Origin of the sequence: Deinococcus humi (assembly GCF_014201875.1) — a bacterium.
Classification (GTDB): Bacteria; Deinococcota; Deinococci; order Deinococcales; family Deinococcaceae; genus Deinococcus; species Deinococcus humi.
In genome coordinates this window covers 339,648-353,326 of sequence record NZ_JACHFL010000001.1, presented here as the reverse complement: position 1 = coordinate 353,326, position 13,679 = coordinate 339,648, and the positions used below count along the sequence as shown (strand labels likewise).

At 66.2% G+C, this 13,679-nt stretch carries 12 protein-coding genes; 6 read left to right on the top strand and 6 right to left on the bottom strand.

Annotated elements, in window-relative coordinates; genetic code table 11:
• Positions 1–10 precede the first annotated feature (10 nt).
• The 3 genes from murI to HNQ08_RS01700 are packed head-to-tail and all read right to left on the bottom strand — an operon-like array spanning position 11 to position 2,337.
• A complete protein-coding gene (gene murI, locus HNQ08_RS01710) occupies positions 11–820 on the bottom strand; it encodes a glutamate racemase (RefSeq protein WP_184127355.1) in 810 nt (269 codons plus the stop codon).
• Between the two features lie 15 nt (positions 821–835).
• The gene (locus tag HNQ08_RS01705; RefSeq protein ID WP_184127354.1) at positions 836–1,126 is read right to left on the bottom strand and encodes a nucleoside triphosphate pyrophosphohydrolase family protein; all 291 of its coding nucleotides are present in this window, start codon (positions 1,124–1,126) and stop codon (positions 836–838) included.
• The gene (locus HNQ08_RS01700; protein WP_184127353.1) at positions 1,126–2,337 is read right to left on the bottom strand and encodes an aminotransferase-like domain-containing protein; all 1,212 of its coding nucleotides are present in this window, start codon (positions 2,335–2,337) and stop codon (positions 1,126–1,128) included. Before HNQ08_RS01700 ends, HNQ08_RS01705 begins: the two co-directional genes overlap by 1 nt.
• Positions 2,338–2,465: 128 nt before the next feature.
• Here HNQ08_RS01700 and fba point away from each other — a divergent pair, with 128 nt between their 5' ends.
• The 5 genes from fba to HNQ08_RS01675 all read left to right on the top strand — a co-directional run bounded on the left by fba (position 2,466) and on the right by HNQ08_RS01675 (position 8,691).
• Positions 2,466–3,383: a class II fructose-1,6-bisphosphate aldolase gene (gene fba, locus HNQ08_RS01695; protein WP_184127352.1), complete on the top strand. Its 918-nt coding sequence runs from the start codon at positions 2,466–2,468 to the stop codon at positions 3,381–3,383.
• Between the two features lie 160 nt (positions 3,384–3,543).
• The gene (locus HNQ08_RS01690) at positions 3,544–4,254 is read left to right on the top strand and encodes a hypothetical protein (protein ID WP_229789572.1); all 711 of its coding nucleotides are present in this window, start codon (positions 3,544–3,546) and stop codon (positions 4,252–4,254) included.
• Positions 4,255–4,453: 199 nt separating this feature from the next.
• Positions 4,454–7,114 carry a S8 family peptidase gene (locus HNQ08_RS01685; RefSeq protein ID WP_184127728.1) on the top strand — a complete coding sequence of 887 codons (2,661 nt, stop codon included), beginning with the start codon at positions 4,454–4,456 and terminating at the stop codon, positions 7,112–7,114.
• A 106-nt stretch (positions 7,115–7,220) separates the two neighbouring features.
• Positions 7,221–7,637, top strand: coding sequence for a CBS domain-containing protein (locus HNQ08_RS01680; protein WP_184127350.1), 417 nt, complete (start codon positions 7,221–7,223; stop codon positions 7,635–7,637).
• An 88-nt stretch (positions 7,638–7,725) separates the two neighbouring features.
• A complete protein-coding gene (locus HNQ08_RS01675) occupies positions 7,726–8,691 on the top strand; it encodes an oxidoreductase (protein ID WP_184127349.1) in 966 nt (321 codons plus the stop codon).
• Here the strand turns inward: HNQ08_RS01675 and tsaB are convergent.
• Positions 8,682–9,236, bottom strand: coding sequence for a tRNA (adenosine(37)-N6)-threonylcarbamoyltransferase complex dimerization subunit type 1 TsaB (gene tsaB / locus HNQ08_RS01670; protein WP_184127348.1), 555 nt, complete (start codon positions 9,234–9,236; stop codon positions 8,682–8,684). The genes HNQ08_RS01675 and tsaB overlap by 10 nt on opposite strands.
• 95 nt (positions 9,237–9,331) lie before the next feature.
• On the opposite strand from tsaB, the gene HNQ08_RS01665 reads away from it, so the two are divergent.
• A complete protein-coding gene (locus HNQ08_RS01665) occupies positions 9,332–10,465 on the top strand; it encodes a citrate/2-methylcitrate synthase (RefSeq protein ID WP_184127347.1) in 1,134 nt (377 codons plus the stop codon).
• Between the two features lie 189 nt (positions 10,466–10,654).
• On the opposite strand, the gene dnaG is transcribed toward HNQ08_RS01665, so the two are convergent.
• Both dnaG and HNQ08_RS01655 read right to left on the bottom strand, forming a co-directional pair.
• The gene (gene dnaG / locus HNQ08_RS01660) at positions 10,655–12,430 is read right to left on the bottom strand and encodes a DNA primase (RefSeq protein ID WP_184127346.1); all 1,776 of its coding nucleotides are present in this window, start codon (positions 12,428–12,430) and stop codon (positions 10,655–10,657) included.
• Positions 12,431–12,637: 207 nt separating this feature from the next.
• On the bottom strand, positions 12,638–13,660 hold the full coding sequence (locus tag HNQ08_RS01655) for a helix-turn-helix domain-containing protein (RefSeq protein WP_184127345.1): 1,023 nt from the start codon (positions 13,658–13,660) through the stop codon (positions 12,638–12,640).
• Positions 13,661–13,679: the final 19 nt, after the last annotated feature.

Below are 13,679 nucleotides of genomic sequence, written 5' to 3'. Positions count from 1 at the left end.
GACCCGCAGCTTAACCTCCGGCTGCCGCCAGGTGCACAGGTTCGGCCCGGTCTGGGCTAAGGGCGGCGAACACCGGGCGGGCGGCCTCCACCTCCCCAGTCACGAAGTAGGCCACCGTCCCCGGTGCCTGCTGGTCATTGAGCAGATCGGCCCTCTGAAGGACGTTGCGGGTGTGCCGCGCCACCGCCGCGCCGCTGTCCAGCAGGGTGAAGGTGTGACCGAACCCGGCGCGGATGCTGCCCGCCAGAAACGGGTAGTGCGTGCAGCCCAACACCAGCTGATCTGCTCCCGCCTCGGCCAGAGGGCGCAGGGTCTCGCGCAGTACGACCTGGGTCTGTTCGCCCTCTGCCTGCCCAGCCTCCACCAGCGGCACGAGTTCGGCGCTCACGGCCGTCAGAACGCGCACGCCCGCCGGATCGGCGAAGGTGCGGATCACGTCCTGAAGCAGCGTACCGCGCAGCGTTCCGGGCGTGGCGAGGACGCCCACCACCCCCGTCCTCGTGGCGGCCACGGCAGGCTTGAGCGCGGGCACCAGCCCAATGATGGGGATGTCGAAACGGGCGCGCAGGTGTTCCAGGCTGTACGCGGACGCGGTGTTGCACGCCACCACCACCGCCTTGACCCCGCGCGAATGCAGTTCTTGGACCGCCTGCCCGGTCAGGGCGCGGATCTCCTCGCCAGGCCGCGCGCCGTAGGGAAGGTGCGCGGTGTCGGCCAGGTAGATGAACTGCTCGTGCGGCAGCAGGCGGCGCAGCTCGGCCAGCACACTCAGGCCACCCACGCCGCTGTCAAAGACTCCGATGGGGGCCGCGCGACTCATGCTGCCGATGATAGATCAGCCCCGCGACCCTTGACGGTCCAGACTCTCGATGGCGGCCACGGCCACCGCCGCCACCTGAACGAGTTCCTGACGGTACTCCGCGAGATCGCGCGGGCCGCGCTCCGCCGCGCGCTTGTCGAAACGGGGGAACAGCGCTTCAAACACGGCCTGATTCGCCTCGCCCACCTCCTCGGCCAGCACCATCAGCCAGACCTCGGGCGCGTGGTTCTGCTGGCCCCACTTCGCGTCCTGGTGTTGCCGCTCGCCCAGTACCTCGGCCAGCACGCCTCCAGTCGCCTCGCCCATCAGTCCAGCGCCCCGCGGATCGTCTCGCCCAGCGCCGCGACGCCGCGTTCGATCTGCTCCGGCGTGGCGCTGCTGTAGCTCAGTCTCATGGTGTTCTCGCCGCCGCCCAGGGCGAAAAACGGGCTGCCCGGCACGTAGGCCACGTTGCGGCTCAGCGCGCGCTCCAGCATCCGCGTGCTGTCGATCCCCTCCGGCAGGGTGACCCACAGGAACATCCCGCCCTCGGGGGTGGTGTACTCCACGCCACCCGGAAACTGCTGCCGGATGTGGCCGAGCATCAGGGCGGCCCGCTCGCCGTAAGCCTTTTTCACAGTCTCGATCTGGCGTGGCAGAACGTCCTCGAGCAATTCGGTCACGATCATCTGATTCAGAGTGGGCGTGTGCAGGTCGGCGCCCTGCTTGGCCTGCACCAGCTTGGAAACGATCGGCGCGGCGGCCTGCACCCAGGCGTCGCGCAGGCCCGGCACCAGGGTCTTGGAAAAACTGGAGCAGTAGATGACGTGGTTTGCATTCACGTCTCCGGCGTACTCCAGCCCCAGTTCGTACAGGCTGGGGGCGGCCTCGCCCGTGAAGCGCAACTGGCCGTAGGGATCGTCCTCGATGACCAGCACGCCGTGGTGGCCGGTCAGTTCCACCAGCCGGCGGCGGCGCTCGGCGTTCAGGGTGCGTCCGGTGGGGTTCTGAAAGTTGGGCACGGCGTAGAGCAGCTTGGCCGAAGTGGTTTTCAGCAACTCCTCCAGCGCGTCCACATCGATGCCACCGTCGTCGGTGGGCAACTCGACGTAGCGTGGGCCATACGGCTGGAAGGACTGCAACGCGCCCAGATACGTGGGAGCCTCCACCAGCACCGTGTCCCCCTCCGAAATCAGGACTTTCCCCAGCAGATCCAGCGCCTGCTGGCTGCCGGTCATGATCTGCACGTTGGCGGCGGGAATTCTGGCCTTCGCCCCGATCCATTCTCTGAGCGGCGGGTGGCCCTCGGTGGTGCTGTATTGCAGGGCGGCGGGACCGTATCGCGTCAGGACGGCGTCGGTGGCCAGCTTGACGGCCTCTACCGGGAACAGTTCGGGGGCGGGCAGCCCTCCGGCAAAAGAGATCACGTCTGGCTGCTGTGTGATCTTGAGGATCTCGCGGATAGCGCTTGCCGTCATGCGCCGGGCACGGTCAGACAGCAGGGCCGTGAAATCGGGTGCGGGGCGGGCTGGGGTCATGGAGTTCATGCTACGCCGGGGCCGGGCGGGCCGCGCCTGCGTGTCCCTATTCCCTGAGCGTGTCCAAACGTACCTGGCCTCTTTTCCAGCAGGCCAGGTACAGTAGAGGGGCTTATAAGGAGGCAACCATGCTCGTCACCGGTAACGACATTCTGATTCCCGCCCGCGCTGGTAAGTACGGCGTCGGCTCGTTCAACACCAACAATATGGAGATCACGCAGGCGATCATCCACACCGCCGAGCGACTGCGCAGTCCGGTGATGGTGCAGATGAGCGAGGGAGCCATCAAGTACGGCGGACAGGATCTGGCGAACATCGTCAAGGATCTGGCCCACCGCGCAACAGTTCCGGTGGCCCTGCACCTCGATCACGGCAGCAGTTATGAATCTGCCCTGAATGCCATTCGCATGGGCTTTACCAGCGTGATGATCGACGCCTCGCACCACGACTTTGCAGGCAACGTCAAGGAAACCCGCCGGGTGGTGGAGGCCGCCCACGCCATGGGGATCAGCGTGGAGTCCGAGCTGGGCCGCCTGGGGGGCATTGAGGAACACATCGTCGTAGACGAGAAGGACGCTTTCCTGACCGATCCCGAGGAAGCGGTGCAGTTCATCGAGCAGACCGGCACCGACTTTCTGGCGATTGCCATCGGCACCAGCCACGGCGCGTTCAAGGGCAAGGGCCGCCCGTATATTGATCACGCACGCATCGAGAAGATCGCCGGCATGACCGGAATTCCCCTAGTGGCGCACGGCTCCAGTGGCGTTCCCCAAGACATCATCGAGCGTTTCCGCGCGGCGGGCGGCGAGATCGGCGACGCGGCAGGGATCGCCGACGAGGACCTGCAGCGCGCTACGCAGTTCGGCATCGCCAAGGTCAATGTGGACACCGATCTGCGTCTGGCGAGCACCGTGGGGATCCGCGAGGTCTTGCAAGCCACACCGAAAGAATTCGATCCGCGCAAGATTTTTGGCCGTGCCAGAGACGTGATGTCACAGGTGATCGAGCACAAGATGGGCGTGCTGGGCAGCGTCGGCAAGGCGTAAGCCAGAGCGCTGAAGGGTGAGGCGAGGCCGCGGTCTCGCCTCACCCTTTTTTGGTGGGGACGCCGGGGCGCTGGCGTCGTTCCGGGACGGCCCTGGCTGATGCCCGGGTGAGCGTTCCACACAGGAGTTCTCACCCGCCCACCCTATGCTCAAGCCTGGCATGAAAGCGGCGCGTTTACTCCCATCTGTCCTGCTGCTGGCGTCCCTGGGGACGGCGGTTAAAACTGACGCCGCGCCGCCGCTCACCGGGGTGGGGCTTTCGCGGCTTTCGGCGCTGTTACCGCTTCAGGGCCAGACTGTAACGGTCATGGAAAAGCGCCCCAGCCTGTCCACGGTGGACCTGCGCATGCGCGTGGAGCGGGTGGGCGGCAGCCCCGAGGCGCTATACCAGGTGATCGTCAGCGCCAGCAAGGGCGTGCGCGCGCCGTACGATCCCCGGTTGGGCATCTCCGAGGAGGATTACCGGCGCTATCTGGTCTTTCAGGAGGTGCTGGTGTCCACCAGCAAGAACGTGAGGCTGGCGCTGACCCGGGATTCCAGCCGGGTGCAGTTCGGCAACACTCCTGGTCTCAACAACGTGCTCGATGGACTGAGCATCAATCTGCGGACAGGTGAACTGCGTGGTCCCGAGGGGTACAGCGCCCTGCCGACCCTGGTCGTGCCCAGCACCGCCCCCGACCGGGTGCTGCCCGTCAGAAACGGTTTCCAGTGGAAGCTGCTGGGCAGCGACGCCACTGCTGGGAACGGAGTCCGGGCGACGCTAAATCTGCTGGAACTGGAAAGCGGCCTGATTATCCTCAATTACAGCCGCACCAGCATGATCAACCGCCGCTTGACCGAGGGTGAGATCATCATCGGTTACGACCGCTGAGAGCCCCACCACTGTCTCAGCAAAGGGCCAAGGTCGGAAAAACGGGAGCGCGGGAACGCCGGACGGCGGGACAGGGCGCTCCCGGACGTCCTCGCGGGTCTCTGTACCAGACTGACGCGGCCCTGACGGCACTTTAAGGATTCCTCACGCCTTGTTCAGGGGCCGTCATGGGCGGACGGATACGCTGATTCCCATGAAGATGCCTCTGAAGAAAAAGAGCCTGATGCTGGGTGCGGCCCTGCTGCTGGGCGGCGCGTCCCTCTCCTCGGCGGGCGCGGCAGGCCTGTCGCCGACCCTGCTGGAACGGGCCAAGCGTGGCGACCAGACCAAGGTGGGTGTGATCGTGCGCTTTCAGTTCGGCAATGACGCGCGTGGTCGTGCCCAGCTCAAGAACCTGCGTTCGCAACTCAACGGGCGCCTCAACCAGCTCGGTTCGGCGGCGGGCTTTCTGGCCAGCGCGATCAAAAGCGGTCAGGCCACCTCACTGTGGCTCGATCAGAGCATCTTCCTGCCACTGACTCCGGTGCAGGCCCGCGCCCTGTCCGCGTTGCCCTTTGTGACCGACGTGTTCGAGAACTTCAAGGTGCAGATTCCCAAGCCGCAGAGGGCGGTGGCCCTGAGTGCATCGGCCGCCGCCGCCGGAGAGCCGTGGCACCTCGCCAAGATCGGCGCGCCCCAGGCCTGGGCCGCCGGGTTCAAGGGCCAGGGCATCAAGATCGGTCACCTCGACAGCGGCATTGATCCCAACCACCCACAGTTGAAAGGGAAGATCGCCGCTTTCGCCGAGTTTGATGCTGAGGGCAACCGCATCAACAGCCAGCCGCACGACAGTGCAGACCACGGGACCCACACCGCGGGTCTTCTGGTAGGCGATACGGTGGGGGTGGCACCCAGTGCCAGGATCATCAGCGCGCTGGTCCTGCCCAACAACGAAGGCACCTTCGCCGAGGTGATCGCCGGGATGCAGTACGTGCTGGACCCTGACAACAACGCCGACACCGACGACGGCGCGGACGTGGTGAACATGAGCCTGGGCATTCCCGGCACCTACGACGAGTTCATCGTGCCGCTCGAGAACATGCTCAAGGCGAACGTGGTCCCGGTGTTCGCCATCGGCAACTTCGGTCCAGCCTCCAGCAGCACCGGCAGCCCCGGCAACCTGCCCGACGCGATTGGGGTGGGCGCGGTGGACCAGAACGGCAACGTGGCGTCCTTCAGCAGCCGTGGGCCGGTGGCCTGGACCGGCAGGATCAACGGGGTCTTCGTCAAACCCGACATCGCCGCGCCGGGGGTGGACATCACCAGCTCCATTCCTGGGGACAAGTACGGGGCCAAGAGCGGCAGCTCGCAGGCCAGCCCCATCACGGCGGGCGCGGTGGCCGTGATGCTCTCGGCCAAGCCGGGCAGCACTGTGGACGCCATCAAGAACGCGCTGTACACCAGCGCCAGCAATGCCGGGTCCAAGAACAACAACGTCGGCTTCGGCCTGATCAGCCTGCCTGGAGCGTTGGGCAAGCTGGGTGTCAATGTGAGCGCTCCTGCCCCGGCCCCCAAGCCGACGCCCGCTCCCGCGCCAGCGCCCACCCCAACTCCGACACCAACACCCACCCCTACTCCAACTCCTGCGCCCACCCCTACCCCGACGCCCGCACCCAAGCCGACTCCTGCTCCTACGCCGACGCCCACTCCTCCCCCAGTCTCCACGCCCAAACCGACGCCTGCTCCCACTCCAACCCCTCCTCCCACCAACAAGACGCCTACCGGCCCGGCGGGCTATGAGCTGTGCGCACTGGAAGGCCAGAAGTGCAACTTCAGCGGACAGCGCCTGGCTGCATTCGGGACCGAGGGCCAGTACCTGACCGGCACCGGCACCGACGGCTTCAACTGCACGGTGGCCGAGTGGGGCCGTGATCCCGCTCCCGGCAAGTTCAAGGGCTGCTTTATCAAGCCGGTCCCCGGCGCCTCGAACCCGGCGCCCGCACCCACTCCGGCACCCAAGCCCACGCCAGCCCCCAGCGCAGACAAGCCCCGCGTGCTGCTGGTCGATGACGACATGGGCCAGGGGGCGGACGTGACGAACGCGCTGCGTGACGCTCTCAAGTCCAATGCCCTCAGCGGCGGAGCCTTTGTCTGGAACGTGCAGTCACAGGGTGCGGTGCCCCTGAGCGAGATGCAGAAGGCAGATATTGTGGTCTGGGCCAGCGGTGAGCAGTACCAGAACACCATTACCCCCGCTGACCAGAACACCCTGCGCCAGTACCTGGCCGGGGGTGGTCGGCTCCTGGTGACCGGTCAGGACATCGGTTACGACATTGGCGAGGGCGACTTCTACCGCACCATCCTCAAATCCCGTCTGGTGGCCGACAGTAGCGGCACCCCCAAGCTCGTGACCAGTGGAGCATTCGGCAATACCGCCTATACCCTGAACGCGGCCGGCAGCGCCCAGAATCAGGTTTACCCCGACGTGATCGCCGACCTGGGTGGCAGTGCCACCGTCGCCTCGTGGGGCACTGCCAACGCCAACGCCGGAACCATCAATGCCCAGAGCATCAAGGCTGATCCCAACCGGGGCCGCGCATCCCAGAAGCAGCAGGATCCGCGCGGGCTGGTTGAGGAACTTGCCGGCAAGATCATTGGCACCGCGCTGGGCCAGATCTTCGGCAACAGCGGCCAGCAGGCCAGCCAGCCCACGCGCGGCGGACGGGTCAGCGCCCAGAGCGCCGGTGAGAATGCCGGGGCCATCGTCGCCAATGACGCGGGCCGCTACCGCACCGTCAACATAGGTTTCGGTCTGGAAGGGCTGACCGCCAGCAGCCGCAACACGCTGGTCAAGACGGCCTTTGACTGGCTGATGCGCTAAACGGAACTGCCGTAAAGGTGGGGGAGAGGACAACTGCGCCTCTCCCTTTCTCGTTTCTTTAGCGCCTCCCCACTGCCCCCCTACGCTTGCGGGTTAAGGTGATCGCATGGCCACCTTGAAAGACATCATGACTCCGGACCTGACCGTGGTGGACCCTCGCGCCACCCTCAAGGAAGTCGCCACGCTCATGAAGGAACAGGGCATCGGCAATGTGCTGGTCATGGACGGTGACACCTTGACCGGGATCCTCACGGACCGCGACATCGTGGTGCGCGCCGTAGCCTACGGGCACGATTTCGGCACCCCTGCCAGCGACTATGCCACCGGCGACGTGTTCACCATGACCGCCGACACGCAGGTGGAGGAAGCGGCGCGCGAGATGTCCCACCGTCAGTTGCGCCGCCTGCCCGTTACCCAGGGCAGCCAGGTGGTGGGCATCGTCAGCCTGGGCGATCTGGCCGTGCGGGCGCGGACTGGTGCAGACGAGACGGCCCTACAAGGCATCAGCCAGCCGACGAGCTGAGCTCGATGCGTCAAGGCAAGCGGTCACCCTCCAGCGCGGGGGCTGACCGCTTGCTTTTGCGCGCACTTCAAGGCGTAAGCTCAGCCGCATGACCACGATCGCCAGTCCGCTTGCGCCGCGCGCCACCGCCCTCGAAGTCATTCAAGGGATTGACCTGGGGGGTAAGACCGCTGTTATCACCGGGGCTTCTTCGGGCATTGGCGTCGAGACGGCCCGTGCCCTGCTATGGGCAGGGGCGTCTATGATCCTGGCCGTGCGTGATCCCGCCAAGGGGGAGAAAGTAGCCGCTGAACTGAGCAGCTCCACTGGCAACCATAAGGTTCAGGTGATCGAGCTGGACCTTGGCTCACTGGCCCAGGTGCGTGAGGGCGCAGGGCGGATTCTGGCGGCAGCGCCCGCGATCCACATCCTGATCAACAACGCGGGCATCATGGCCACCCCAAAGGGCCGGACGCCCGAGGGCTTCGAGTTGCAATTCGGCACCAATCACCTGGGCCATTTTCTGCTGACCGACCTGCTGATGCCCGCGCTGCTGGCCGCCGCGCCGGCCCGCGTGGTGGCCCTGACCAGCAGCGGCCACCGCCGCAGCGACATCGTCTGGGACGACATTCAATTTGAAAGCCGGCCCTATGACCGCTGGGAGGCCTACGGTCAGAGCAAGACCGCCAATGCCCTGTTCGCCGTAGGCCTGACGCAGCAGTACGGGGCACGGGGCGTCACGGCCAACGCCGTTCATCCCGGCGGCATCATGACCGGATTGCAGAAGTTTGTACCGCTAGAAGAACAACGCGCGATGGGCTGGCAGAACGAGGCGGGCGAGTTGAACCCGGTGTTCAAGACCACGGAGGAGGGGGCGTCTACCACGGTCTGGGCTGCCACCTCGCCGCAACTGCAAGGGGTGGGCGGGCTGTTCCTTGAGGACCTTCAGGAGAGTACGCCGCTGGACCCCCAGAACCCGGACCCTATGTTCGGTCACAAACCCTATACCCGCGATTCCGGGAGTGCCGCGCGGCTGTGGACCCTGAGTGAGTCCCTGGTCAGTGGTTACAGATAGGCCAGCGCCCAGTCCTCTGTCCCGTGCCTCAGCCCCGCTTCGAGCAATGCCAGACCGTCCGGCGCATCGTCCTGATGCCAGGGTAGTGGGTCAATCAGCGCCCCGAACTCTTCCGCGCTGAATTTCTGAGCAGCGTGGCGCACCCCCTCCACTGCGCCGCGCCTGACCTCATAGACCGCGCCGTAGACGTTGCCCTTGCGGGCGTCCAGCGATACGGCCTGCGGGCCGTCGCCGCGAACCAATCCTTCCAGCGTGACGACACCGCGCACCGGAGCGCTCCACACGCGTCCCAGTCCCAGCGCATAGCTCGCGCCCACGCGCACGCCGGTATATGAACCGGGGCCGGTGCCGACGATGATCAGGTCAGCACGAAACGGAAGGTCCGCCTCCCCGAACAGCTGACGTGTGGCGGCGGGCAATTCCTCGGCGTGCGCCCGCCCGACCTCTCTGGAAAAGGTCACCTCACCCCCTCCCCAGCGCAGGCCCAGGGTCAGCCAGGGGGTGGCCGTATCCAGGGCCAGAACAACTTGGGGAGAAGCGGTCATCGCCGGACATTGTAGGGCTGACATGAAGGTTGTCACCCATTCGGGAACTGACGCGACTCTGACCGTATCAGGCGGCGGTGCTATCCTCGGGCATCATGACTGAAATCGCCAAGGGCCTGGCAGGCGTTAAATTCACCGAGAGCAAGCTGACCTTCATCAACGGCGAAGAGGGCATCCTGCTTCACCTGGGCATTCCGATTCAGGAGTGGGCCGAGAACAGCACCTTCGAGGAACTGTCGCTCGCCCTGCTTGAAGGCAAGCTCCCCACGGCGAGCGAGCTGGCCGCATTCGACGCGCACCTCAAGGAAAACCGCGCCATTCCGCAGCAACTGCAGCAGGTCATCCACGACATGCCGCGCGGGATCAACCCCATGCAGGCGCTGCGCACCGCCGTGTCCTACCTGGGACTGCTTGATCCGCAGTCCGAGGACATCACCCCGGAGGCCCGCCGCGCCATCACGGTCCGCATGATCGCGCAGTTCAGCACGATCATCGCCGCCATCAGCCGCACGCAGGAAGGGCACGACATGGTCGCGCCGCGCATGGACCTGACCCACGCGGGCAACTTCCTCTACATGCTGACCGGCCAGGAGCCCACCGCCGAGCAGTCACGCCTGTTTGACATTGCCCTCGTGCTGCACGTCGATCATGCCATGAACGCCAGCACCTTCACGGCAATTGCCACCTCCAGCACCCTCAGCGACATGTACTCGTGCATCACTTCCGCTATCGGCGCGCTCAAGGGGCCGCTGCACGGCGGCGCGAACGAGGCCGTCATGGACATGCTGGATGAAGTGGGGACCCCTGACCGGGCCGCGGATTACATCAGCAAGAAGCTGGACAGCAAGGAAAAGATCATGGGCGTGGGCCACCGCGTCTACAAGAACTTCGATCCCCGCAGCCGCGTGCTGCGCGACTACGCCGAGCATGTGGCGAACAAGGAAGGCAAGAGCAACTACTACCAGATCCTCGAAACCATCGAGAAGACGGTGGTGGACCGCCTGGGCGACAAGGGCATCTATCCCAACGTGGATTTCTACAGCGGCACGGTGTACAGCGACCTGGGCATCAAGAAGGAGTTCTTCACCCCGATCTTCGCTCTGGCGCGCATCAGCGGTTGGTGCGCCAGCGTGATCGAGTACAGCCAGGACAACAGCCTCCTGCGTCCCAGCAGCGTCTACACCGGCGAGAAGGATGCGCATTACGTGCAGATTCAGGACCGCAAGTAAGCCCAGACCAGCTGTCATTCCCCTCCCAGGCCCGGGAGGGGATTTTTTTGGAGCCAGGTACCGGGGTGGTATGCGAGGCGGGAGCGGATCAGCTGGTGACGATCAAGGTCAATTGAGTCGGCTCTCGCCCCATGGACGGAGAGGGCACCGCTCCTCTTTTCAGTCGTCAGAGGTCCCGCTGCTGGCGTGCTACGCGATGCCGCGCCGTCCCCGCTTCTCGGCTTCCACGGCGCGCTGCAATTCCTGAATCTGCTTCAGGAGGCCCAGTTGCTCCGCGGGGGCAGCCTCAGCCACCTGTTTTTTCAACAGGCCGATCTCGGCGCGCATGGCGTCAATGCTCAGGGTGGCCTGAATGTCGTCCACGGCGGCGGCGGCGTAGGCGTTGACTTTCTGATCGTACTGCTCGTTGGTGGCGCGCGACAGGCCGCCGGAATCGCGGCCCTCGAACAGGAGGCGGATCAGCAGCTGCTCCTCGGGCTGGCCGCGGAACACGTCCAGAATCGCTTCGGAGCTGACGGCCCCCTGCACGGCCAGCATCACCTTGCGCACCGATTCGTTGCGCCAGGGCGTACTGCCGTCCAGCTTGGCCAGCAGGCTGGGATCGATCAGCAGTTGCCGCAGCAGCTTCAGCTCGTTTTCCTCCTCACCGCGCCCGGCGCTCATCCCCGCGAGGTGGGTGTCAGTCAGGGTGCGCCGTTTGGCCTTCGAGCCGATCCACTCCAGCAGCGCCTCGGGTTTGATGCCCAGCGTCTCGCAGGCCGCTGCGCGCACGCCCTCGGCGATCTCGTCCAGGGGATCAAGGTTCTGCATGCGCGGCAGCAGTTCCATCAGAATGCGCCTCTTGCCCTCCGCTGTGGCGGTGCCGTGCGTCTCGATGGCGGCCTGCACGCGGTACTGCACCTCATCCACGCCCTGGGCCAGGGCCTGGCGAATGCCCGCTTCGTCCCCGGCCAGCAGCGCGTCGGCCGGGTCCTTGCCGCTGGGCACCGAGGTGGCCCGCACCCGGAACTTCGCGCCCAGCACCTGATCGAGCCCCTTGAGCATGGCCTTCAGCCCGGCCTCGTCGCGGTCGAACATCAGCGAGATGCTGCGCGTGCCCAGCCGCTCCAGCAGCGTGGCGTGCTCGGCGGTCAGGGCGGTGCCCAGGCTGGCGACGGCCCCGGTAAAGCCGTGCTGCTGCATGGTGATCACGTCCATGTACCCTTCCACCACGATCAGTTCGGCGTCCCCATTCTCCGCCTTGCCCAGCCCGCTGCGCGCCTTGTCCAGCCCGTACAGCACCTCGCCCTTGTGGAAGGCGTCGGTCTCGGGGGTGTTCAGGTACTTGGGCTTGCTGTCGTCCAGCACGCGCCCGCCGAAACCGACCAGCCGACCCAGGTGATCGCGGATCGGGAACATGACGCGGCCCCGGAAGCGGTCATAGACGCGTCCATTCTCGGCGTTCTCGGTCAGCAGGCCCGCCTCCAGCAGCTGCCGCTCGCTCAGGCCCTTGGTGCGCGCGTGCTTCAGCAGGCCGTCCCAGCTGTCGGGAGCGTAGCCCAGCTCGAAGGCGGCGATGGTTTCGTCGGTCAACCCGCGGCGCCGGAGATAGTCCAGTGCCGGCCCTGGCAGGTGTTCGCGGAAATATGCCAGGGCGAAGGCGTTCACGTCGTACAGATCGCGGTTGCTGCGCTCCCCGTACTTGGCCTCCACCTGAATGCCCACCCGCTCGGCCAGTTTACGCAGGGCGTCGCCGAAGCTCAGGTTCTCGCTGCGCTGCACGAAGCTGAACACGTCGCCGCCTGCCTTGCAGCCAAAGCAGTAGAAGTAGCCCTGCTCGGTGTCCACCTGAAAACTGGGGCTCTTCTCGTTGTGGAACGGACACAGCCCCTTCATCCTGCCCTTCCCGGCGGGGGTGAGGCGCACGTATTCACCGACGACTTCCGCGATGTTCAGCCGCGAACGAACGTCCTCCTTGGTTCCCAATGTGTCCTCACCTCCCCGGATGCCGCGGAGGCCTCCACCCTGCCGAGAGGGGGCCGCCGTCCGGTCATGATCTCGTAGTGTACGCCGCAAAGACACTTCTCTGCTAGTGGGAGAAAAGGCCCTCCTGCACGCAGAAAATTATGGAGACTCGCGGGGCGGCGCTGCCAGACGGCGGCGCGGCTTCAAGAGGGGTGCGCTGTGCCTGACCTAGTACTGCCGGGTCAGCACCTGTCCAGCCTCGCCCATGGCCTGCTCGGGGCCGCTTCCCACAGTCACCCGCACCGCCCCCGCGTTGCCGGCGCGGATGCTCACGCCCGCCGGGTAATTCTGGACGCTTCCCTTCGCCGGGACGCCTTCGTACAGCACGCGGCCTCCCCGGTCGGTCACGCGGGCCCAGGACTGGCCCACGTAGCGGACGGCCACCCCGCCAGCGCCAGCAGGGGCGGACGTGGTTGGTGGAGGGGCTGGGGGCAGCGGCGTCAGCGTCTGGACCCCGGTGTTCAGGTCTGTCAGGACACTGGTCTCGCCCCCAATCGGCGGCAACGTGGCGCGCAGGTTGCGGCTCTGGCCCAGGTCAATGGTCTGCTTCAGGGGGGTGCGCCCCGCTGCCTCCACGCGCAACTCCGCCCGGCTGCGTGGGTCCACCGGGAAAGACTGCACCGGGGTCCGGCCCAGGTTGCGGTTGTCGAGGTACACCATCGCACCGTCCGGCACGCTCTTGACGTTCAGGTGCACGGTACCCTGCGGGGCGACTGGCTTGGGAACGGCAGGTGGCAGTGCTGAGGACTGGGGCGTCTGAGGCTGGACTGGTGGGGTGGTCTGGGTGGTGGGAGCGTTAGGCGTGAGCGCCGCTGGGGCTGAGCGGCGGATCAGCAACGCGCCCACGGCCAGCAGCAGGACCAGCAGGACGGCAATCAGGGCAATCCGGACTGGCCCCAGCGTGGCAACGTCCTCCTGGGCTGGCTGCGGGGGTGCCGTGACCTCCGGTTCAGGTGCGGGGGGCCGGATCAGGCGGTCAAAGTCGGCCAGCAGCGGTGCGGGGTCCAGTCCCAGTTCGCGGGCGTAAGTGCGCAGGTAGGCGCGGGCGAAGGTGGATTCGGGCAAGCCGCCGAGCTGACCATCTTCCAACGCCTGCAGGTAGTCGCGGCGAATGGCAGTGGTCTGGGCCAGCTCGCGCAGGGTCAGGCCCTGTGCCTCCCGCGCGCTGCGCAGGGCCGCGCCGAACGTCATGCTGGTCCTAACCTCCCAC

Coding starts and splice junctions, on each gene's coding strand:
- murI (WP_184127355.1), bottom strand. CDS start 820: ATGAGTCGCGCGGCCCCCATCGGAGTCTTTGACAGCGGCGTGGGTGGC.
- HNQ08_RS01705 (WP_184127354.1), bottom strand. CDS start 1,126: ATGGGCGAGGCGACTGGAGGCGTGCTGGCCGAGGTACTGGGCGAGCGG.
- HNQ08_RS01700 (WP_184127353.1), bottom strand. CDS start 2,337: ATGACCCCAGCCCGCCCCGCACCCGATTTCACGGCCCTGCTGTCTGAC.
- fba (WP_184127352.1), top strand. CDS start 2,466: ATGCTCGTCACCGGTAACGACATTCTGATTCCCGCCCGCGCTGGTAAG.
- HNQ08_RS01690 (WP_229789572.1), top strand. CDS start 3,544: ATGAAAGCGGCGCGTTTACTCCCATCTGTCCTGCTGCTGGCGTCCCTG.
- HNQ08_RS01685 (WP_184127728.1), top strand. CDS start 4,454: ATGCCTCTGAAGAAAAAGAGCCTGATGCTGGGTGCGGCCCTGCTGCTG.
- HNQ08_RS01680 (WP_184127350.1), top strand. CDS start 7,221: ATGGCCACCTTGAAAGACATCATGACTCCGGACCTGACCGTGGTGGAC.
- HNQ08_RS01675 (WP_184127349.1), top strand. CDS start 7,726: ATGACCACGATCGCCAGTCCGCTTGCGCCGCGCGCCACCGCCCTCGAA.
- tsaB (WP_184127348.1), bottom strand. CDS start 9,236: ATGACCGCTTCTCCCCAAGTTGTTCTGGCCCTGGATACGGCCACCCCC.
- HNQ08_RS01665 (WP_184127347.1), top strand. CDS start 9,332: ATGACTGAAATCGCCAAGGGCCTGGCAGGCGTTAAATTCACCGAGAGC.
- HNQ08_RS01655 (WP_184127345.1), bottom strand. CDS start 13,660: ATGACGTTCGGCGCGGCCCTGCGCAGCGCGCGGGAGGCACAGGGCCTG.